At 69.3% G+C, this 21251-nt stretch carries 16 protein-coding genes; 3 read left to right on the top strand and 13 right to left on the bottom strand.

The window, feature by feature from the left end; all coding sequences use genetic code 11:
• Positions 1–26 precede the first annotated feature (26 nt).
• The 5 genes from KUV67_12835 to KUV67_12815 are packed head-to-tail and all read right to left on the bottom strand — an operon-like array spanning position 27 to position 6137.
• Positions 27–665, bottom strand: coding sequence for a MotA/TolQ/ExbB proton channel family protein (locus KUV67_12835; GenBank protein ID MBY6205770.1), 639 nt, complete (start codon positions 663–665; stop codon positions 27–29).
• 35 nt (positions 666–700) lie between these two features.
• Positions 701–3238, bottom strand: coding sequence for a DNA internalization-related competence protein ComEC/Rec2 (locus KUV67_12830; protein ID MBY6205769.1), 2538 nt, complete (start codon positions 3236–3238; stop codon positions 701–703).
• 20 nt (positions 3239–3258) lie between these two features.
• Entirely contained in the window at positions 3259–3942 is a 684-nt protein-coding gene (gene lolD / locus KUV67_12825) for a lipoprotein-releasing ABC transporter ATP-binding protein LolD (GenBank protein ID MBY6205768.1), read from the bottom strand.
• Positions 3935–5179: a lipoprotein-releasing ABC transporter permease subunit gene (locus KUV67_12820; protein ID MBY6205767.1), complete on the bottom strand. Its 1245-nt coding sequence runs from the start codon at positions 5177–5179 to the stop codon at positions 3935–3937. Before KUV67_12820 ends, lolD begins: the two co-directional genes overlap by 8 nt.
• 55 nt (positions 5180–5234) lie before the next feature.
• Positions 5235–6137, bottom strand: coding sequence for an RluA family pseudouridine synthase (locus KUV67_12815; GenBank protein ID MBY6205766.1), 903 nt, complete (start codon positions 6135–6137; stop codon positions 5235–5237).
• Positions 6138–6642: 505 nt separating this feature from the next.
• Here KUV67_12815 and KUV67_12810 point away from each other — a divergent pair.
• Entirely contained in the window at positions 6643–9351 is a 2709-nt protein-coding gene (locus KUV67_12810) for an Rne/Rng family ribonuclease (GenBank protein ID MBY6205765.1), read from the top strand.
• 218 nt (positions 9352–9569) lie between these two features.
• On the opposite strand, the gene KUV67_12805 is transcribed toward KUV67_12810, so the two are convergent.
• From KUV67_12805 to alaS, 3 genes are all read right to left on the bottom strand, one after another.
• Positions 9570–10211 carry a response regulator gene (locus tag KUV67_12805; GenBank protein MBY6205764.1) on the bottom strand — a complete coding sequence of 214 codons (642 nt, stop codon included), beginning with the start codon at positions 10209–10211 and terminating at the stop codon, positions 9570–9572.
• Between the two features lie 115 nt (positions 10212–10326).
• Complete coding sequence (locus KUV67_12800; protein ID MBY6205763.1) at positions 10327–10998, bottom strand: DUF1043 family protein; 672 nt, start codon at positions 10996–10998, stop codon at positions 10327–10329.
• Between the two features lie 72 nt (positions 10999–11070).
• Complete coding sequence (alaS, locus tag KUV67_12795; GenBank protein MBY6205762.1) at positions 11071–13686, bottom strand: alanine--tRNA ligase; 2616 nt, start codon at positions 13684–13686, stop codon at positions 11071–11073.
• Between the two features lie 257 nt (positions 13687–13943).
• Between alaS and KUV67_12790 the strand changes: the two genes are divergently transcribed.
• Positions 13944–14909, top strand: coding sequence for a GGDEF domain-containing protein (locus KUV67_12790; GenBank protein MBY6205761.1), 966 nt, complete (start codon positions 13944–13946; stop codon positions 14907–14909).
• A gap of 12 nt (positions 14910–14921) precedes the next feature.
• Here KUV67_12790 and KUV67_12785 read toward each other — a convergent pair whose 3' ends face one another.
• The 4 genes from KUV67_12785 to KUV67_12770 form a co-directional block, all read right to left on the bottom strand.
• Entirely contained in the window at positions 14922–15413 is a 492-nt protein-coding gene (locus KUV67_12785; protein MBY6205760.1) for a recombination regulator RecX, read from the bottom strand.
• Between the two features lie 5 nt (positions 15414–15418).
• Positions 15419–16486: a recombinase RecA gene (gene recA / locus KUV67_12780; protein ID MBY6205759.1), complete on the bottom strand. Its 1068-nt coding sequence runs from the start codon at positions 16484–16486 to the stop codon at positions 15419–15421.
• Between the two features lie 183 nt (positions 16487–16669).
• The gene (gene thpR, locus KUV67_12775) at positions 16670–17221 is read right to left on the bottom strand and encodes an RNA 2',3'-cyclic phosphodiesterase (protein ID MBY6205758.1); all 552 of its coding nucleotides are present in this window, start codon (positions 17219–17221) and stop codon (positions 16670–16672) included.
• On the bottom strand, positions 17218–17715 hold the full coding sequence (locus tag KUV67_12770) for a nicotinamide-nucleotide amidohydrolase family protein (GenBank protein ID MBY6205757.1): 498 nt from the start codon (positions 17713–17715) through the stop codon (positions 17218–17220). Before KUV67_12770 ends, thpR begins: the two co-directional genes overlap by 4 nt.
• Before the next feature lie 82 nt (positions 17716–17797).
• On the opposite strand from KUV67_12770, the gene mutS reads away from it, so the two are divergent.
• Positions 17798–20422, top strand: coding sequence for a DNA mismatch repair protein MutS (gene mutS, locus KUV67_12765; GenBank protein MBY6205756.1), 2625 nt, complete (start codon positions 17798–17800; stop codon positions 20420–20422).
• A gap of 140 nt (positions 20423–20562) precedes the next feature.
• On the opposite strand, the gene queE is transcribed toward mutS, so the two are convergent.
• Entirely contained in the window at positions 20563–21234 is a 672-nt protein-coding gene (gene queE / locus KUV67_12760; GenBank protein ID MBY6205755.1) for a 7-carboxy-7-deazaguanine synthase QueE, read from the bottom strand.
• Positions 21235–21251: the final 17 nt, after the last annotated feature.

Below are 21251 nucleotides of genomic sequence, written 5' to 3'. Positions count from 1 at the left end.
CGCTCCTGTGCCGTTCGGTGCGGGCCTCAGCCCCAACCGAGTTCCGACCGCCGCAGCTCGCGGTTGCCGTGCTCGATCGAGTTGATCAGTTCCAGCGCCTGCTGCTCCATGCCGACCACGTAGGCGCGGACCTTGCCACGGTAGTAGCGGTAGAAGAAATAGGTCGGAATCGCCACGGTCAGCCCCGCCGCGGTGGTGATCAGGGCCTGCGAGATGCCTCCGGCCAGCGGTGCCGGGTCGCCGACGCCGGCTTCCATGATCGCCGCGAACACCTTGATCATCCCGATCACCGTGCCGAGCAGGCCCAGCAGCGGCGTGATGCCGGCAATGGTGCCCAGCGTGTTCAGGAATCGCTCGAGGTCGTGGACCACGTGCCGGCCGGTATCCTCGACGGCCTCCTTGACGACTTCGCGCGCGCGGTCCCTGTTGTCCAGCGCAGCGGCCAGCACGCGGCCCAGCGGCGACGACTGGCGAAGCGCTTCGATGTGCTTGCGGTCCAGCTCCCGCTGGCGCGCCCAGGCCGATACCTTCTCGACCACGCCGGCCGGAAGCACCTTGCGGCGGCGCAGCGTCCAGGCGCGCTCGATGATGATCGCCAGCGAAAGCACCGAGCACAGCACGATGGGCGACATCAACCAGCCGCCTGCGAGGACGATTTCGAGCATGTGAGGGTACCTTGGCCTATCGGTGAACGGATCGGTTAACGCAACGACGAACGGGTCGTTGAACGCCTTGAAGATTCGCGCGACGGAACGGCTCCCGGCGGACCGGCCCGACCATTCCATCGGCCGGTCGGGGGCCGTGCGCGGGTGCCGACGCCCTGCGTGCTGGCTGCATCATAACCAAGTCCCGCCGGCGATGCCCGCCGAGCGGAAGGTCGGGGGCACGCGGCCGTGCGCTGCCAGGCCCGCCGCCGGCGATCGCGCTCGACCTCCAGCGTCATCGGCCGCCCCGGCCGGAACGCGATCCGGATCGCTCCACAGTCCGCGGTGGTCAACAGCGGGATGCCGCGGCGGGCCAGGACGCCGGTCAGACCCGCGTGCGGCCGACCGTATCGATCGGTGGGCTCCAGCGAAGCGAGGGCGACCTGAGGGCCGATCTCGTGCCACCACGCGGGGTCGGCGGCGTCCCGGTGACCCTGGCTCGGCACAAGGACCGCATCCAGCGGTCCGGTCCGGCCGCGCAATCGGGCCACGCCGGCCTTCCGCTGCCGTCCTGTCAGCAGCACCCGTCCGGCGCTCGAGGCCACCAGCAGCACGCAGTCGTCGTCGCCGCCGAGATCGGGCAGCGCGGCGCTGGGATGGATCCAGCGGAACTGCACGCCGTCGACCGACCACGACCGACCGGCCACGCAGCGCTCGGCGACCTCCGGGTGGCGGCCGATGAACCGTGCCGACGGCCACTGGCGTCGCGCATCGGCAAGGCCGCCGGCCAGGCCGCGGGACGCGCCCGGGACCACGACCCGGTGCACCGGCCCGGCCCCGAGCGACCGCAGGGCCGGCACCAGGGTGCCGCGGACCCGACTCCAACCGCCTTGCCCGTCCCTACCGCCCTCCTCGCCCGGTCCGACCCCGAACAGAAGCGTCGACGTCCGGGTATGCACGGCGACCGCCAGCCCGTCGCCGACGTCGAGCACGACCACACCGAAACCGCCTTCGGGCATCGCCGCCGGCCTGGCCACCAGCAACGGCAGGAGCAGGAACGCTCCGAGCGCTCGCGCCGGCCAGCGCCGGGGCGCAAGCAGCCACAGCGCGCCCACGAATCCCAGCGAGATGGCCAGCGCTCCCGGCAGCCAGTCGATCGTGCCTGCCGGCAGCGCGGCGCCGGCCCGATCGATCACGGCCAGCGCCGCCTCCATTGCGCGACCGGCCAGCCGCGCAAGTGCGTCCGCCGGCACACCGACGCCGTAGGCGCCGACCGAGAGCAGGCCGAGCGGCAGCACCAGGGCACCGATCAGCGGGATCACGACGAGGTTGGCCGGAAGTGCGGCGGGCACCCATTGCTGGAACAGGCCGAGGTTCAACGGCAGCAAGCCGAGACCGAGGACGAGCTGGGCCCGGATCAGGCCGAGCAGGCCGCGCCCCGCCGACCCGGACCGGCCGGCGAAGGCCCAGATCAGGACCGCGACCGCCGCGAAGGACAGCCAGAAACCCAGCGACAGCGGTGCCAGCGGATCGAGGGCCAGGACGGCGGCCAGCGCGCAGAGCAGCGCATGACCCGGCACGAGCGGGCGACGCAGCAAGATCGCACCCAGGCCGATGCAGAGCATCAGCAGCGCGCGCTGGGTCGGCAGCGAGAATCCGGACAGCAGGCCGTAGACCAGCGCGGCCAGGAGGCCGCCGGCCAGCGCGTAGCGGCGTCGATCGGGCCAGAACCACCGGGCCCACCGGGGCGTGAACAGCACGCCGGCGAGCAGCGCGGCAACGCCGGCCACAAGGCTGACGTGCAGGCCGGAGATCGCCAGCAGGTGCGCCGTGCCGGTGGAACGCAGCTGCTCCGACAGGTCGGCGGTGATGCCGGATCGATCGCCGACCGTCAGCGCCCGGATGAGGGCCGCGGACCGCAGGTCCGGGATCACCGCCTGCAGCCAGTCCGATGCGTCCTGGCGCAGGCGGTCCGGCAGCGACCCCGGGCCGGCCGCGGCCAGCCGGGTCGCCTGGTCGACCCGGCCCAGTGCATCGATCCGCTGCGCGAACAGGGCCTGTCGCCGGTCGTAGCCCCCGGGATTCAGGGGCCCGCCCGGAGGGTCCAGCCGCGCCTGGATGTGCCAGGTCTCTCCCGGTCGGGGCCAGCCTCCCGGCCGGTACCACGCCAGTTCGACCCGGCGCAGGCCCGCCGCACCGTCGTCGACGCGCAGCGGAAACCGGATGACGTCCCCGCGCGATTCCGGCAGGGCCTCGACGCGGCCGACCAGTTCGACGAGTTCCTGCGCGCGTTCGGCCGGCCACGAGCGGGCGGCCTGCAGCCCCGCCTGGAGATGGAACCACGCGAATCCGGACGCCAGGGCCAGGGCGGCCAGCAGGCATGCGCGTCGGCTGCCGGTCCGTCGATGGATCGAACGAGGCCACGGGTCCGACGATCGTTCGCCAGCTCGGCGGGAAACCGGCGGCCGAGGACGTGCGCGTCCGGCGTGCCAGGCGGCGATGGCCAGGCCACCGGCAAGAATGCCGAAGGTCCACGCCGGAAGCGCGGCGGCGACCAGCACCCCCGCGGAGAAGCCTGCCAGGCTCCATGCCAACGCCCGCCCCGGCTCCCCCATCAGTCCACGGCGCGCAACCTGCCTTCGGTCATCTCCAGCCGACGATCCATTCGACCGGCCAGGCCCCGGTCGTGGGTGACCACGATGAAGCTCGTGCCCAGTTCCTGGTTGAGCTCGAGCATCAGGGCGTAGACGTTGGCCGCCGTTCTCTCGTCGAGGTTTCCGGTCGGCTCGTCGCCGAGCACGCAGGCAGGCCGATGGACCAGGGCCCGCGCCACCGCGGCCCGCTGGCGCTCACCGCCGGACAGCTCGCCGGGCTTGTGGCCAAGGCGCTGGCCGAGGCCGACCCGCTCCAGCAGCTCCGCCGCCTCGCGTCGGGCATCGTCCGCCGATCGGCCGCCGATCATCAGCGGCAGCGCCACGTTCTCCTCCGCGGTGAATTCGGGCAGCAGGTGATGGAACTGGTAGACGAAGCCCAGGTGTCGATTCCGGATCCGGCCTCGCTCTCGCTCTCCGGCCGCGGCCATGTCGTGACCGGCGACCTCCACCCGGCCGGTCGTGGGATCGTCCAGGCCGCCGAGGATCTGCAGGAGCGTCGACTTGCCGACGCCGGAAGCGCCGACGATCGCGACCTGCTCACCAGCCCGGATCTCCAGGTCGACGCCGCGCAGCACCTCGAGCCGGCTTTCGCCCTGACGGAAGCTGCGGGTCACTTCGCTGCAACGGATGACGAGATCACTCATAGCGCAGCGCCTCCGCCGGCCGGGTCCGTCCCGCGCGCCACGCGGGATACAGGGTCGAGACCAGGGACAGGCCCAGTGCCAGCAGCGCGAACTCGACGACGTCGGAGACGTGCAGGTCCGACGGCAGATCGGAAATGTAGTAGATGTCGGCGGAAAGGAACTCGGTATTGAGCAGCGACTCGAGGCCGGCGACGATGCTCTCTACGTTCAGCGCCAGCAACGTGCCGCCGACGGTGCCGAGCAGGGTGCCGATGACGCCGATCATCATGCCCTGGACCACGAACACGACCATCACCCCGGCCGGACTCAGCCCCATGGTCTTGAGGATCGCGATATCGGCCTGCTTGTCGGTCACCAGCATGACCAGCGTGGAAATGATGTTGAACGCGGCGACCACGATGATCAGCGACAGGATGATGAACATCACGGTCTTCTCCATCTGGACCGCCCGGAACCAGTTGGCGTGCTGCTGGGTCCAGTCGCGGACGCGGTAGAACCCGGGCAGTTCGTCGGCCAGTTCCAGGGCAATCGAGCGGGCCCGGAACAGGTCCTCGAAGGCCAGCCGCACCCCGCTGATGTCGTCGCCCATGCGGAACAGGGCCTGGGCATCGCGCCAGTGGACCACTGCGAGCCCCGCATCGAACTCGTGGACACCGGCTTCGAACACCCCGGCGACGGTGAAGCGCCGCACCTGGGGCACCACGCCGGCGGCGGTGGCGCGGATCTCCGGGGCGAAGATCGTGACCGGATCGCCCGGCCCCACGCCGAGCTTTGCGGCGAGTTCGACGCCGAGCAGCACCTGCCAACGGGCGTCGCCGAGATCGTCGAGCCGGCCGACGACCAACTGCTCGGCCAGCTCCGACACATCGGGCTCCAGGCCCGGGTCGATGCCGCGGACCAGGGCGCCTTCGACGCCCCGCCCCTTCAGCAGCGTCATCGATTCGACGAACGGCGCGGCGCCGACCACACCGGGATGTTCGCGGGCGCGTTCGACCAGCGGCTCCCAGTCGCCGAAGGCACGGTCCCAGGTCGATACGGTGGCGTGAGACACCATGCCGAGAATCCGTTCGCGCAGCTCCTTCTCGAAACCGTTCATCACGGAAATCACGGTGATCAGGATCGCGACGCCGACGGCGATCCCCGCCATAGAGATCATCGAGATGAACGAGATGAAGTGGTTGCGTCGCTTCGCACGCAGGTAGCGCAGGCCGATCGCGACGGTCAGGGGTTGGAACACGGGGGGGTGACTCCGGTCGTGGATGGATTTCGGTACGGGACTCGGCCCAGCATTCTCAAGCGCCGCGAAGACCGTCGATGACCGCGGTCAACTCGTCGGGCAGCGGCGAAGAGAATACCTGGTCTTCCGGCCATGGCAGGCGCAGGAACGCCGCATGCAGGAACAGGCGCTCGAGCCCGGGCGTGGACCGGCCGGGGTTGTAGCGCTCGTCGCCGGCGACCGGGGCACCCCCTTCCAGCGCGTGCACGCGGATCTGGTGCGTCCGGCCCGACTCGATCGTCGCCTCGACGAAGTCGTGCCGACGGAACCGTTCCAGCCGCTTGAACACGGTCTTCGCCGGCTGCCCGTCCGGATCGGCGATCACCCGGTGCTGGCCGCTTCCGTCCCGGATCTTCTTCAGCGGCGCATCGATCACCGTGACCTCGTCGCGCAGGTGCCCGTCGAGCAGGGCCAGGTAGCGCTTCTCGACGGTCTGACGCTTGAACACCCGCTGGAGTTCACTCGCCGGCTGACGACCGAGCGCGAAGACCATCAGGCCGCTGGTCTCGCGGTCGAGGCGGTGGACGGGAACGGCCCGGTCGTCGATCGCGGCGACCAGGTCGTTCAGGCCCCAGGCCAGTCCGCTGCCGCCCTGGGAGGCGATGCCCGACGGCTTGTCGAGGACCAGGAACTCCTCCTGGCGATGCAGGATCGACCGGCGCGCCTGGTCGATGCGCTCGGCCGGCAGCGACGCGGCGGGTGCCTGGTCGCGCACCGGCGGCACGCGGACCCGGTCGCCCGCGGCCAGCTTGCGCATCGGCTTGGCGCGGCCGCCGTTGACCCGTACCTGGCCGGTGCGAATCAGTCGGTAGACCAGCGCTCGAGGGACGTTCCCGAGTTCGCGCATCAGGAAATTGTCGAGCCGCTGGCCGGATCGATCGGACCCGATCTCGACCTCGCGGACGGTGGCCGACGCCATCTGTTTCTCCTTCGCCTTGTCGCGTGGGTGCCGCTGCACGGTCCGGGTTGGCCCGGCGCGTTCGCGAAATTGCCCGAGCCGCGAACGGCAGCGTATACTAGAAGGGTTGAGCGGAGGCCCCTTCGGCACGAGACCGACTGCGCCGGCCGCTCGACCGGTCAACGCGGCCATGATAGCAGCGCGGGTTCCGGGCCCCGGGTCCGGTAATCGCGCCGCTGCAGGCGCTCGAATCGCCCTCCGCACGAGGGCCCGGGCACGCGCCGACACCGGATCGATGCCGTGCGCCCCGGCGCACGGTCAGCGCGGCGGAACGCCGCGTGGAACAAGCTGAACACCCGTCGCCGTCGACCGCGGTTCGCCGCCGGTCCGGCACGACCGACAACCCGACGCCCCCGGCCACAAAACCAAGACCAGAAAGGCCGGGTCCGTGCGCGCGAGATGCGCGCAAGGTGGATCCTGGCGGCCGCTGGCCGGCCGGGCGCGTCCACGAGGACATGAACACACAATGAAACGCATGTTGATCAACGCGACTCAGCCCGAAGAGTTGCGTGTCGCCATCGCAGATGGCCAGAACCTCATCGACCTCGATATCGAGGTTCCCGCCCAGGAACAGAAGAAGTCGAACATCTACAAGGGACGGATCACCCGCGTCGAGCCCAGCCTCGAGGCCTGCTTCGTTGAGTTCGGCTCCGAGCGCCACGGCTTCCTGCCGCTGAAGGAAATCTCTCGCGACTACTTCTCCGAGGCCGCCCAGAAGGCCCTCGACAACGGCGAGCGGGTCGACATCAAGGACGCCGTGCAGGGTGGACAGGAAGTCATCGTCCAGGTCGAGAAGGAGGAGCGCGGAACCAAGGGCGCAGCCTTGACGACCTTCATCAGCCTGGCCGGCCGTTACCTGGTGCTGATGCCCAACAACCCCCGCGCCGGCGGCGTGTCGCGCCAGGTCACCGGCGAAGACCGCAAGCACGTGATCGACGCGCTGAAGCAGCTCGAAGTACCCGACGATTTCGGCCTCATCGTCCGCACGGCCGGGGTCGGCCGCGACGCCGAGGACCTGCAATGGGATCTCAACTACCTCATGCAGCTGTGGGAAGCGGTCCGCGATGCGGCGCTGTCGCGCAAGGCGCCGTTCCTGATCTACCAGGAAAGCAACGTGATCATCCGCGCCCTGCGCGATCACCTGCGCGACGATATCGGCGAGATCCTGATCGACGCCGAGTCGGTCTTCGAGGACGCGCGCGAGTTTCTCCAGCAGGTCATGCCGCACAACCTGCGCAAGCTCAAGCGGTACAGCGACGCCACGCCCCTCTTCTCGCGGTTCCAGATCGAGAGCAAGATCGAATCGGCATTCGCCCGCGAGGTCCGGCTGCCGTCCGGGGGCGCCGTGGTCATCGACCACACGGAGGCGCTGCTGTCGATCGACATCAACTCGGCCCGCGCGACCAAGGGCGCCGATATCGAGGAAACTGCGCTGCAGACGAACCTCGAAGCCGCCGAGGAGATCGCCCGGCAGCTTCGCATCCGCGACCTCGGCGGCCTGATCGTCATCGACTTCATCGACATGAGCGGCCGGGATGCGCAGCGCCAGGTCGAGACCAAGCTCCGCGAAGCGATGCGCACCGACAAGGCGCGCGTCCAGATCGGCCGGATCTCGCGCTTCGGCCTGCTGGAAATGTCGCGCCAGCGTCTGCGGCCGTCGCTGGGTGAAAGCAGCCACATCACCTGCCCGCGCTGCGACGGCTACGGCTCGATCCGCTCGATCGAATCGCTGGCGCTGGCGATCCTGCGCCTGTCCGAAGAAGAGGCGATGAAGGAGAACACGGGCCGGGTCATCATCCAGGCACCTGTCGCGGTCGCCAACTTCCTGCTCAACGAAAAGCGCAAGGCGATCGCCAACATCGAATCGCGCACCGGTACGCCGGTCACGCTGGTCGCCAACCCGCTGATGGACACGCCTCGCTTCGACATCCAGCGACTGAAATCGAACGAAGACGTCGAGGAACCCAGCTACGCTCTCCCGGCCGGCGACGAAGCCGAACTGGTGGTCACGGAACAGGAGAAGAAGCAGGCGACGGTCAAGCGCGAAGAACCCGCGGTCAGCACCATGCGCCCCTCGCAGCCGGCGCCGCAGCGAGCGGAACCGGCCGCGCCGGCATCCGCCGAGCCGCCGAAGCGGATCGGGTTCTGGGAAGCGATCGGTCTGTGGTGGTCCGGCATGTTTTCCGGCCGTCGAGCACCGGCCGACGAACAAGCCCGCCCGACCTCCGGACCGGAATCGACGGCGAAAGCGGGTGCCGACGGCAAGAAGGACGACCGGCCGAGCCGTGGCCGCAAACCCGCCTCCAGCGGCGGCGGCAAGAAGCGGACCCGGAAGTCCGGCTCCGCCCGCACGGGCGCGAAGCCGCACGGCAAGCGCGGCAGCGACGGCGCGTCCGACGAGCCTGCGCAGGACAAGTCGGGGGGCGAGCCGGATGCCGGCGGCAAACCCGACGACACCGGTCCGAAGAAAAAGAAGAAGAAGCGCCGGCGTCGCGGCGGCAAGAAGCGGCGCAACAAGTACGGTACCGGCGGCAAGGACGGCGCGGGCAACGACAACGCGCAGAACGCGGGCGGCGACAAGCCGGCCGATCCGCCTGCCGACAAGCCGTCCGACAAGTCATCCGACAACCAGAGCGGCAACCGGAGCGACAACCGGGGCGGCGGTCAGGACAGCAAGCCGTCCGGGCAGCAGGGCCAGGGCTCCTCGAGCCAGGCCCACGGCGAGCACGGTCACGCCAACGCGCAGACGGCCTCGAAGCCCCGCCCGCAGGCTGATTCCAAGCCGGAGTCGAAATCCGAGTCCAGGCCCGAGCCGAAGCCCGAGCCGAAGCCCGAGCCGAAGCCCGAGCCGAGGCCCGAGCCGAGGCCCGAGCCGAGGCCCGAGCCGAAGCCCGAGTCGAAGCCCGAGTCGAAGCCCGAGTCGAAGCCCGAGCCGAAGCCCGAGCCGAAGCCCGAGTCGAAGCCCGAGTCGAAGCCCGAGTCGAAGCCCGAGTCGAAGCCCGAGCCCAAGCCCGAGCCCAAGCCCGAGCCGAAGCCCGAGCCCAAGCCCGAGCCGAAGCCTCAGGCGAAGGCCGGCGACGCCCGCGGAGACGACCGGCCGCAGGCACAGCCCGCCGGCGAGCAGCCCGGGCTGTTCACGCTGAAGGACGACAAGTCCGGCGGCAAGAAGGACTGACCTGCCCCGATGACGGCCGCGCCCGGCGCGGCCGTCTCCGGGGCCTCACCCCGAGCATTCGATTCCTGAACGCTCGGTGCTCCCCGAACGCTCATCCGCGACGGTGCTCCCGGGCGGATTCCTCGCGCTGCAGTCGCTCCACCGCGCGTCGTCGAACGGCGACGGACTGCCGTCGAAGCCGGAAGACACCGGCTCCGGGCTTCTCCTGATGTGCGGCGTCAGGTCGCGGCGTCGATCAGGTCGTGTCGGATCGCTTCGCGCAGCAGCGCGACCTCACTGTCGACCCCGAGCTTGTCGTAGATCCTGTACTTGTGGGTCGCGACGGTCTTCGGGCTGACGTTGATCAGGCGGGCGATGTCGTTGACCCGCCGACCTTCGGCCAGCATCAGGGCCACTTCCATCTCGCGCGGCGTCAGGGTCTGGAACGGCGAGCGAGGTGCACCGGGAAGTAGCGCCATCGCAAGTTCGGCCGCGACTTCGTTGCCGATGTGTCGCTCGCCGCAGTGCACGGTGCGGATCGCACGGACCAGTTCGTTCGCGCTGCAGGCCTTGGTCAGGAACCCGGCCACGCCCATGTCCATGAGCCGGGCCGGGTACGGAGCCTGCGCATGGGCAGTCAGCGCGAGGATGCGAACTTCCGGCAGCTGACGCAGGATCCGGCAGCTGGTCTCGAACCCCGACAGGCCCGGTAGACTAATATCCATCAGGATCACGTCGGGCACGAGATCGCGGCACAACCGCAGTGCCTCCTCCCCCGACTCGGCTTCGCCGATGATCTCGATTCCCGGCGCGTCGTCGAGAATGCCGCGCAGGCCCAAGCGGACCAGATGATGGTCCTCCACGATCAACAGCTTGATCATCGAAACTCCCCAGGTTGCCAACAGGTACCAACAGCACGGTGCCCTACACACCGCGTGTGATTACTTTACCGAAACCGGGGGTCGAATGCGAACTTCGTCGCGCGGCCGGCGATGGTCAGGACTTCGACGGCGGCTTGCGGGTCGCTGGAGTGGAATTCGACGGCTGGGGCGACGCACCCTTCGAGGACCGGTCGCCACGGCCCGATCGGCTCGCCGAGGGCGCAGTCGGAGACGGCGAAGAAGGGGGCGATGTCGAAGCGGGTCGGGGATCGCCGGCGCGCTTCGTTTCGCCCCGGCTCGGGCCCCGGTTCGCGGAGCCCGGAGGCGGGGACTCGCCCGACCCTCCACCGTCGCCTGTCCGGCCTGCCGGCGATCGGGATTCATCGGAGCGCTTCGCCTCGCCGGGCGATCGCGAGTCGCGCGCCGAACCCGTTCCGCCCCGCGCGTCCTTGCCGGACTGCGGCGTGCGGCTGCCCAGCCGCTTCAGGCGGACCTCCTGGTCGCTCACGCGGGGCATGCGGTCGCGCAGGCTCTCGTCATCGACCAGGGTTTCGGCGCCCTTGCTGAGGTGGTCGAAGACGTCCTTGTAGCTGTCGGTCAGCTTGTTGATCAGGTCGGCGGTCTCGACGAAGTGGGTCGTGACCTTTTCGCGGAATTCCTCGTGCTCCTGCTTCAGTGCCGCCACCGACGTGCCGCCGCCGCGCTTGCGGTCGATCAGCCAGACAACCAGTGCGCCGAGCGCGAAGCCGATGATCGCGGCAATCGTTGCGCCGATCCAGAAGTCCATGTCGTCCTCCGTGCTTGCCCTGTGCCGTTGCGTCGATGACGCAGGTTAACAGGTCGAACGTTCGGTGGATGTTCAGCCGAGTCGTTCGGCGACCCAGTCGAAGACCGAGGCGAGCGCCGCCGGAAGTGCGTCTGGATCGCTCCCGCCCGCCTGCGCGAAATCCGGCCGTCCGCCGCCTTTGCCGCCGACCTGCCCGGCCACGTGATTGACCAGTTCACCGGCCTTGATGCGGTCGGTCAGGTCGCCGGTCACGCCCGCGACCAGTCGCACCCCCTGCCCCGCTTCCGCGGCGAGAACGATGACCGCCGTGCCCAGCTTGTTCTTCAGCTGATCGACGGTGTCGCGGAGGCTGTTCGGGTCCACGCCGTCGAGCCGCTCGGCCAGCACCCGGGCGCCGCCGATCTCGCGTGCCTGGCTGCCGAGATCGGCGCCTCGCGCGGCGGCCAGCTTGTGCTTGGCGGCATCCAGCGCCTTTTCCAGTTCCCGGCCGCGCTCGAGCAGCCCGTCGATCCGCTCGGCGAGCTGGTCCGGGCGAGTCTTCAGGCGTCCGGCGAGGTCCCTCAGGGACCGGTCGGCCTGCTGCATCCAGCGCACGGCCGCCTGGCCGGCAACCGCCTCGATCCGGCGCACGCCGGACGAAATGCCGGCTTCGTTGATGATCTTGAACGCGCCGATGTCGCCGACCCGGTCGACGTGCGTGCCGCCGCACAGCTCGGTCGAGAACTCGCCGAACTGCAGAACCCGCACGCGATCCCCGTACTTGTCGCCGAAGAACGCCAATGCTCCGGCCTGGATGGCCTCGTCGTAGTCCATCAACTCGGCCGTCGAGGCCACATTGGACTGGATCTGGGCATTGACCCGTTCCTCGATCGCCTCGATCTGCTCGGGCGCCACGGGATCGGGATGGGAGAAGTCGAAGCGCAGGCGATCGGGAGCCACCAGCGAACCCTTCTGCTGGACGTGGTCGCCGAGTATCTCGCGCAGCGCAGCATGCATCAGGTGGGTTGCCGAGTGATGGCGAACCACGTCGCCGCGACGGGCATCGTCGATCCGCGCGGACACGGTCTGACCGGCGTTCAGGGTTCCGGCCTCGAGCCGCCCTTCGTGGCCGTGGTAGACCCCGGCGAGCTTGCGCGTGTCCGTGACCCGGAAGGTCATGCCCTCGAAGGACAGGGAACCGGTGTCGCCGACCTGTCCACCCCCCTCGGCATAGAACGGCGTGCGGTCGAGCACGACCAGCGCCGTCTCTCCTTCCTCGAGGATGTCGCGCTTCTTGCCGTCGACAAGGATCGCCACGACCTTCGCGTCTTCGATCGCGACGCGGTCGTAACCGAGAAACTCGGTCGGCGGCAGTTCGGCAATGAGCTCGGTGGAGACGCCATCGCGCGCCGCGAACTGGCCGGAGGATCGCGCCCGCTCGCGCTGCGCGTCCATTGCCGCTTCGAAACCGCCTTCATCGACCGTCAGGTCGCGCTCGCGGGCGATGTCGCGGGTCAGGTCCAGCGGAAACCCGTAGGTGTCGTAGAGCTTGAAGGCGACGTCACCGGGAATCTCGCGACCGTCCAGGTCGGACAGCACCCCTTCGAGCAGCTTCATGCCCTGGTCCAGCGTCTCCCCGAAGCGCTGCTCCTCCCGGGCCAGGGTTTCGGTAATCGTGACCCGCCGCTCGACCAGCTCGGGGTAGGCGTCGCCCATCGCTTCGACCAGCGGCTCGACCATCGATGCGAAGAATGGCTTGTCGCACCCCAGCTTGTACCCGTGCCGGATGGCTCGCCGGATGATCCGGCGCAGCACGTAGCCGCGACCGTCGTTGGCCGGCAGTACGCCGTCGGCGACGAGAAAGGCGCAGGCCCGGATGTGATCGGCGATCACCTTCAGCGATGCGGATTCCAGGTCGTCGGCACCGGTCGTTTCCGCCGCCGCCCGGATCAAGTGCTGGAACAGGTCGATCTCGTAGTTGGAATGCACGCCCTGCAGCACCGCGGCGAGCCGTTCCAGCCCCATGCCCGTGTCCACGCAGGGCTGCGGCAGCGGCGTCATCGTGCCGTCCGCGGCCCGATCGAACTGCATGAACACGAGGTTCCAGATCTCGATGTAGCGGTCGCCGTCTTCGTCCGGTGTGCCGGGCGGGCCGCCGGGAACGTCCGGCCCGTGGTCGTAGAAGATTTCCGTGCAGGGGCCGCAGGGACCCGTGTCCCCCATGGCCCAGAAGTTGTCCTTCGCGCCGATCCGCGACAGGCGCTCGGGGTCGACACCGATGTCCTCGAGCCATAGTTCGGCCGCCTCGTCGTCGTCCTCGAACACGGTCACCCAGAGCCTTTCCGCAGGCAGACCGCAGTTCTCGGTCAGGAAGGTCCACGCATAACGGATCGCATCGCGCTTGAAATAATCGCCGAAGCTGAAATTGCCCAGCATTTCGAAGAACGTATGGTGGCGCGCGGTGTAGCCGACGTTCTCGAGGTCGTTGTGCTTGCCTCCGGCGCGCACGCAGCGCTGGGCGGTCGTGGCCCGCGCGTAGTCGCGCTTCTCGGCGCCGAGGAACACGTCCTTGAACGGCACCATGCCGGCGTTGGTGAACAACAGGGTCGGATCGTTGCCCGGCACCAGCGAACCGGAGCGGACAATGCGATGATCGCGGCGCTCGAAGAACTCGAGGAAGCCCTGGCGGATTTCAGCAGTGGTTTTCATCGGTGCGCCCTGGACGCGTCATGCTTTCGGCAATCCGGTAGTTTAAGGGTTTGGTCGCCCGGGGTGGCACTCCCCGCGCCGCCGTCCCGGACCGACTGCGTCACGCCGACCCTGCCGATGGCCCGAGGATTGCATGAACATCTGGCAAACAACCACGAACCGGACTGCGGAGCCCAGCGATGAACCTCCCTGACGTCCCACGAAGCCCGAATGCCGGAGTCGAAGCGGAGCCGCTCCTCCGGCGCCTTACGGACCGCATGCGAGCCGACCTTCGCCTCGCAGTGATCACGCTCTATGCGGCCAGCACCGTGGTGACCATCGCGCCCTTCGCCGTCTATCGGCTGGCCTCCGGCCAGATCCTGGTGGGCCTCGCGGACGCCTGCATCGTCCTGGTGTTCTGCATTCTGGCTGCGCTCGCCTGGCGACCGAACTGGACCCGAGCCGTCGCGAATCTGCTGGCCGTGGTCGCCGCCGCTGCGGTCATCGCGGTTGTCCATTTTCTCGGGCTCAGCTACATGTGGGCGTTCTCCTGCCTGGTCGGCAACTTCCTGATGGCCGATCGATATGCCGCCCTGGGCATCAATTCGGTCATGGTGATCGTCATCGCCTTCGAGCCCGGGCTGTTCGTCACGGATACGGACCGGGCGACCTTTGCCGCGGTCGCGGGAATGATCAGCCTGCTGAGCATCATCTTCGCATCCCGGGTCGATCAGCAGCGCAGCCAGCTCACCGAACTGGCCGAACGCGACGGACTGACGGGTGCGCTGAACCGACGGTCGCTCGACCACGACCTGCGAAGCCTGCAGGCGCAGCGGGATGGACGATCGGGGACGCATTGCCTGGTCCTGATCGACCTCGACGATTTCAAGCACCTCAACGACCGGTTCGGACACGAGGCCGGCGACCGAGTCCTGCAGGACCTGACACGCTACGTGGAGCGGAGCACCCGGTCCTCCGATCGTTTCTATCGGTATGGCGGCGAGGAGTTCGTCCTGCTGCTGCCGAACACGACGCTGGACGATGCAAGGCAGGTCGTGACGAAATTGAGTCGTGGTTTCTCCGATCGGGTCCGGTCGCCCGGTGGCGCGGCAACGTTCTCGGCCGGCATCACGCCCTTGCGGTCGGACGACACCGTGGAAACGTGGCTCCATCGAGCCGACCGCTGCCTGCTCGCGGCCAAGCACCTGGGCAAGAATCGGGTGGAAATCGACCCGGCCCCCTAACCGTCCTGCTGTTCAGCGGTCGAACAGGTCCCGGAAATGCTCGTGGGCGAAACCCCGGCGCGACAGCGCTTGCTGGCGCCGCGAGGCATCCTTGAGATCGCTCGGGGGCTCAGCACCGTACCTGACCTCGTACCAACGCCCGGCCACCTCCCGCCAGTCCGGCGCCTCGGCGTCCAGCGCCCGACCGGCATCGGCGCGATCGATGCCCCGCTCGGCCAGCTCCGCACGGATGCGCAGCGGGCCGTAGCCCTTGCCGACCCGCTGCCGAACGAAGCTTTCCGCAAACCGCTGATCGGACTGCAGTCCGTCGGACTCCAGGGCGTCGACGACGGGCTGGACTGCGTCATCGGGCCAGCCCTTCTGGACGAGCTTGCGGACCAGCTCCCGGCGGGAATGCTCCCGCCTCGCCAGCAGCCGCACGGCGGCCTCGCGGAGCGCGACCTCGTCGACGGGGTCGTCTTCCCCGTCCGATCCGGTCGGCGCCCCGTCGCGTCCGAACGCCACGACCTTCAGCCGGCCGCTTTCTCGGCTTCGCCGCGCTCGGCTTCCGCCCCCTCGGCTTCGGCGGCCCCGTCCCGGGCCTCGGCCTTCGGCAGGAGGATGTCGCGTAGCTGCCGCTCGATGTCGGCCGCGATCTCCGGGTTGTCCTTCATGAACTGCCGGGCGTTGTCCTTGCCCTGCCCGATCCGGTCGTCGCCATAGCTGTACCATGCACCCGACTTGTTGATGATCTTGTGCTCGACGCCCAGCTCGATCAGCTCGCCCTCGCGGGAAATGCCCTGGCCGTAGAGGATTTCGAACACGGCCTGGCGGAACGGCGGCGCCATCTTGTTCTTGACCACCTTCACGCGGGTCTCGTTGCCGATGACCTCATCGCCGCGCTTCAGTGCACCGATCCGGCGGATGTCGAGGCGGACCGAGCTGTAGAACTTCAGCGCGTTTCCACCGGTCGTGGTTTCCGGCGAGCCGAACATCACGCCGATCTTCATCCGGATCTGGTTGATGAAGATCACGGTGCAGTTGGTGCGCTTGATGTTGCCGGTCAGCTTGCGCAGCGCCTGGCTCATCAGCCGGGCCTGGAGGCCGACGTGCGAATCGCCCATCTCGCCCTCGATTTCGGCCTTCGGCGTCAGCGCCGCGACCGAGTCGACGACGACGATGTCGACCGCACCGGAGCGGACCAGCATGTCGGTGATCTCCAGCGCCTGTTCGCCGGTATCGGGCTGGGAGACCAGCAGGTCGTCCACATCCACGCCCAGCTTGGCCGCGTAGCTCGGGTCCAGCGCGTGCTCGGCGTCGACGAACGCCGCCGTGCCGCCGGCCTTCTGCGCTTCGGCCACCGCATGCAGCGTCAGCGTCGTCTTGCCCGAGGATTCGGGGCCGTAGATCTCGATCACCCGGCCTCGCGGCAGGCCGCCGACGCCCAGCGCGACGTCCAGCGCCAGCGAACCGGTCGACACCACCGGCACGTCCCGGGCCCCGGTGTCGTCGCCCATGCGCATGATGGCGCCCTTGCCGTACTGCTTTTCGATCTGGCTGAGGGCTGCCGATAGTGCTCGTTTTCGATTGTCGTCCACGGTAAGTCTCGCTGTGTATTTGTTCAGTAGTTTACCCGCTTTGCGAGTATCGCACAGACACCCGTCGCCGCGCGCGGCCGGCGAGCGGATCGCGGCGATTTCCTACCTCGATCCGCGCTCGTTTCCTACGCCCGGACGGGTTCGTTCGGATCCCCGATGTCCGGGTATCGGTGGTCATGGGCCTCATTCTAGGGGCCAGCTTCTCAAAACCTGATAAGGCCGGCCCCGGATCGATTCGACCAGCACGAAATCGCGGACCCGCCAGGCGATCGGCGCAGGCGCCGGGCCGTCCGGAGCGGCCTCGATCCGTCGGCGCAGCGTCACATGGGGCCGCCAGCTGCGGCGCTCGACGTCCAGACCGCAGTCCCGGGCGCCGGCAGCCAGGTCCTCGACCAGCCGGTTGCCCGCCTCGACCGCTGGCCCGCCCAACCAGGCCACCCGCGCTCGATCGAAGGTCCCGTAGCGGTCCAGGACGAGCGTGAACGGTCGATGCGTGGCGGCGACGGTTCCGGCCAGGGTCTCCAGCGCGTCGATCCGGTCGGCCGGCACATCGCCGAGAAACACCAGCGTCAGGTGCAGGTTCGCGTCCGGCACCCGGCGCCCCGACCCGGCGTCGAGGCGGTTGCCGTGCTGGACCAGTACGGACCGGAGCGAGGGGTCGGGCCACAGGGCGAAGAACAGACGCCGGCACGGCAGTTCGGCGGAGCTCGCAGAGCCGGAGCCCCGCGACGTCACAACCGTTCGAGCAGGCCGTCCAGCGCCCGGGCAACGGTCTGCCGGCGCACCGCCTCGCGGTCGCCCTCGAAGCGCAGCGTCTCGGTCTCGGGCTCGTCGTCCGGCCCGACCCATGCGAAGCAGACCGTGCCGACCGGCTTGTCCGGCCTGCCCCCGTCGGGGCCGGCAATTCCGCTGACCGCGATCGCGTAGTCGGCATGGGCGGCGTCGCGCGCGCCCCGGACCATCTCGGCGACCACCATCTCGCTGACCGCCCCAAAGCGGTCCAGGGTGACCGGCCGCACGCCCAGTTCCTCGGTCTTGGCCCGGTTGGAATAGGTCACCAGGCCGCGGTCGAACCAGGCGGAGCTGCCGGCCAGGTCGGTGCAGACCTTGGCGATCCAGCCGCCGGTGCACGACTCCGCCGTGGCCAGGACGCGGCCGTGCGCAGCAAGGGCCGCAGCCAGCGCCTCGGCGCGCCGGAGCAGCGATTCGTCGTCTACCGGGTGATCCATGACGGTATGATGCCTGACCGCGTGTCGAGGCTGCAGACACGCGACCCGCTGACCCACCACGACCCGGTTCAAGACTCCCCCGATGGCCAACCGCGATCCGTCCACGCACACCCCGCTGATGCAGCAGTACCTGCGGATCAAGGCCGATTATCCGGACATCCTGCTGTTCTTCCGGATGGGCGATTTCTACGAGCTGTTCTACGACGACGCACGCCGATCGGCCGAGCTGCTCGACATCACCCTGACCGCACGAGGCCAGTCCGCGGGACAGCCGATTCCGATGGCCGGCGTGCCGGTGCACGCCGTGGAGTCCTACCTGGCGCGCCTGCTGCGCAAGGGCGAGTCGGTCGCGATCTGCGAGCAGGTGGGCGATCCGGACGCCGCCAAGGGCCCGGTCGAGCGCAAGGTGGTCCGGGTCGTGACGCCCGGCACGCTGACCGACGAATCGCTGCTCGAGGCCCGCGACAGCCGGCTGCTGTGCGCGGTCTGCGGCGGTCCGTCGGGCTTCGGACTGGCCTGGATGGACCTCGCCGGCGGCCGCATCGCCTGCGCGCGGGCCGCCGGAATCGAAGCGCTCGGTGCGGAGCTCGAGCGCCTGCGCCCGGCCGAGTTGCTCGTGCCGGAATCGGGCTTCGACCGCTCCTGGATCTCGATCGAGACCTGCCGGACGCCGCGGGCCGACTGGACCTTCGATGGCGAGGCCGGCGCACGCGCGCTGATCCGCCAGTTCGGCGTCAAGGACCTTTCCGGCTTCGGCATCGACGGCGCCGGGGACGACCCGGGCCCGGAGATCGGGGCGGCCGGCGCCCTGCTGGACTATGCGCGCGCCATGCTGGCGGGCGAACTGCCGCCCTTGACCGGCCTGCGGCGCGAAAGCGCGGACGCTCACCTGCAGATGGACGCGGCCACCCGACGCCATCTCGAAATCGACCGGCATCCCGACGGCCGCAGCGAACATACGCTGGTCGGCCTGGTCGACCGGGCAGCGACACCGATGGGCAGCCGCAAGCTGCGGCGCTGGATCACCCATCCGCTGCAGGACCGGTCCGTGCTCGCCGCGCGTCACGCGGCGGTGGCGGCCCTGATCGAACACCAGGTCCACCCCCGTCTCGCCGAGACGCTGGCGGGCATCGGCGACCTCGAGCGCATCCTGACCCGGATCGGGCTCGGCAGCGCCCGGCCGCGCGACCTGACCACGCTGCGCGGCGGCCTGGAGCGGCTGCCCCGCCTGACCGAGCGCCTCGCCGACGTCGATGACCCGTTGCTCGGCGACATCGCCGCGCAACTCCCCGAGCGGGCCGACCTGGTCGACCTGCTCGACCGCGCCCTGGTCGAAGAACCGCCGGTGCTGATCCGCGACGGCGGCGTCATTCGCGACGGCTACGACGCCGAACTCGACGAACTGCGCAGCCTCAGCGGCAACGCCGACGACTTTCTCCAGACCTACGAGCAGCGCGAGCGCGAGCGCACCGGCATCGGCACCCTGAAGGTCGGCTACAACCGGGTCCACGGCTTCTACATCGAGGTGTCGAAGGCCCAGTCGGACGCGGTACCGACCGAGTACACGCGGCGCCAGACGCTGAAGAACGCCGAGCGGTACGTCACCGAGGAACTCAAGGCCCACGAGGACAAGGTGCTGTCGGCGCGCGAGCGTTCGCTGGCGCGCGAAAAGGCCCTGTACGCCGCCCTGGTCGAACAGCTGGCCGGCGAGCACGCCCCGCTCGCCTCGATCGCCGATGCGCTGGCACGGCTCGACGTGCTGGTGACCTTCGCCGAACGCGCCGAGTCGCTGGACTGGGCGCGGCCGGTCCTCGACGACGCGCCGGGATTGGATATCGAGCAGGGCCGCCACCCGGTCGTCGAACCGTTCCAGGACGACCCCTTCGTCCCCAACGACTGCTGCCTGGATCCGGAACGTCGCATGCTGGTGGTCACGGGCCCGAACATGGGCGGCAAGTCCACCTACATGCGCCAGGTCGCGCTGATCGTCCTGCTCGCGCACGCGGGCAGCTTCGTGCCGGCGGCGCGGATGCGCTGCGGTCCGATCGACCGGATCTTCTCGCGCATCGGCGCCGGCGACGACCTGACCCGCGGTCGGTCGACGTTCATGGTGGAAATGGTGGAGACCGCCAACATCCTGAACAACGCGACCGACCGGTCCCTGGTCCTGATGGACGAGATCGGCCGAGGCACGTCCACCTTCGACGGCCTGGCGCTGGCCTGGTCCGTGGCGACCGAACTGGCGATGCAGCTGCGCGCGTTCACCCTGTTCGCCACCCATTACTTCGAACTCACCCGCCTGGCCGGCGACCACGAAGGGATCGTCAACGTGCACCTGGACGCCCGCGAGCACAAGGACCGCGTGATCTTCCTGCACGCCGTGCGCGAAGGCCCGGCCAGCCAGAGCTACGGGCTGCAGGTCGCGCGCCTGGCCGGCGTGCCGCCGGCGGTGGTCGCGCGCGCCCGCGGTCACCTCGACCAGCTGGAGAAGAAGGCCCGCGCCGCGGACAGCCCGCAGCTGGGCCTGTTCGACGCGCCGGCACCACCGACCCCCGACCCGGCGCAGGAACCCGACCCCGCGACCGCGCCCCACCCGGTCATCGACGCGCTGGAGGCCCTCGACCCCGACGCGCTGTCGCCGCGTGAGGCGTTGGACGCGTTGTACGAATTGCGGGGGCTGCTGGACGAAAAGAACGGGGATCGTTGAGGGACGAGGGGAAAGGGGTCAGGGGTTAGTCGAGGGACCAGGGGGAAGGGACTAGGGGCTAGTGAAACCAATGCCCGTTCCACCGGCCCGCGCTACGACCACCACTAGTCCCTGACCCCTTTCCCCTGGTCCCTCCCGCCCTAGACCCCCGGCGTCTCCCCCCACAACACCTTGTGCAACTGCACCTGGAGCCGAGCGTCCAGGCCGCTTTCGAGCAGCCAGTCGGCGAGCGTGGCCGGGGGTAGCCCTTCCCAGACGGGCGAGAACCAGACCGTCCAGCGTTCGAGCTCGTGTTCCCGCACCCAGGCCACGGCCTGGTCGAAATCGGCCCGGTCGGCGACCACGAACTTGATCTCGTCGTGCGCCTGCAGGTGATCGAGGTTCGTCCAGTCGTTTCGCGCGGCTTCGCCGGAGCCCGGCAGCTTCAGGTCCAGGATCTTGACGACGCGTGGATCGACATCGGCCACCGGCAGCGCACCGCTGGTCTCCAGCGAGACGCGATGGCCGGCGTCGCACAGGCGGGCCAGCAGGGTCAGGCAGGTCCGTTGCGCCAGGGGCTCGCCGCCGGTCACGCAGACGTGGCGGCAGCCGTTGCGCTCGACCCGGTCGAGCACCGCCTCGACGGTCCACCACTCGCCGCCGTGGAAGGCGTAGGCCGTGTCGCACCAACTGCACCGCAGCGGACAGCCGGTCAGGCGCACGAAGGTGGTCGGCCATCCCGACGATGCGGATTCGCCCTGCAGCGAGCGGAAGATCTCGGTGATCTTGAGCTCGGTGGCCGAGCGATGGGGAGCGGCGGTCGGGGAGGACATGGGAGGGGGAAAGGGGC

Source organism: Halomonas denitrificans (genome assembly GCA_019800895.1).
GTDB lineage: Bacteria > Pseudomonadota > Gammaproteobacteria > Xanthomonadales > Wenzhouxiangellaceae.
Note: the sequence above shows the minus strand (reverse complement) of the source record. Positions and strands in the feature narration are given on the sequence as shown.

Coding starts and splice junctions, on each gene's coding strand:
- KUV67_12835 (MBY6205770.1), bottom strand. CDS start 665: ATGCTCGAAATCGTCCTCGCAGGCGGCTGGTTGATGTCGCCCATCGTG.
- lolD (MBY6205768.1), bottom strand. CDS start 3,942: ATGAGTGATCTCGTCATCCGTTGCAGCGAAGTGACCCGCAGCTTCCGT.
- KUV67_12815 (MBY6205766.1), bottom strand. CDS start 6,137: ATGGCGTCGGCCACCGTCCGCGAGGTCGAGATCGGGTCCGATCGATCC.
- KUV67_12810 (MBY6205765.1), top strand. CDS start 6,643: ATGAAACGCATGTTGATCAACGCGACTCAGCCCGAAGAGTTGCGTGTC.
- KUV67_12805 (MBY6205764.1), bottom strand. CDS start 10,211: ATGATCAAGCTGTTGATCGTGGAGGACCATCATCTGGTCCGCTTGGGC.
- KUV67_12800 (MBY6205763.1), bottom strand. CDS start 10,998: ATGGACTTCTGGATCGGCGCAACGATTGCCGCGATCATCGGCTTCGCG.
- alaS (MBY6205762.1), bottom strand. CDS start 13,686: ATGAAAACCACTGCTGAAATCCGCCAGGGCTTCCTCGAGTTCTTCGAG.
- KUV67_12790 (MBY6205761.1), top strand. CDS start 13,944: ATGCGAGCCGACCTTCGCCTCGCAGTGATCACGCTCTATGCGGCCAGC.
- KUV67_12770 (MBY6205757.1), bottom strand. CDS start 17,715: ATGGATCACCCGGTAGACGACGAATCGCTGCTCCGGCGCGCCGAGGCG.
- mutS (MBY6205756.1), top strand. CDS start 17,798: ATGGCCAACCGCGATCCGTCCACGCACACCCCGCTGATGCAGCAGTAC.
- queE (MBY6205755.1), bottom strand. CDS start 21,234: ATGTCCTCCCCGACCGCCGCTCCCCATCGCTCGGCCACCGAGCTCAAG.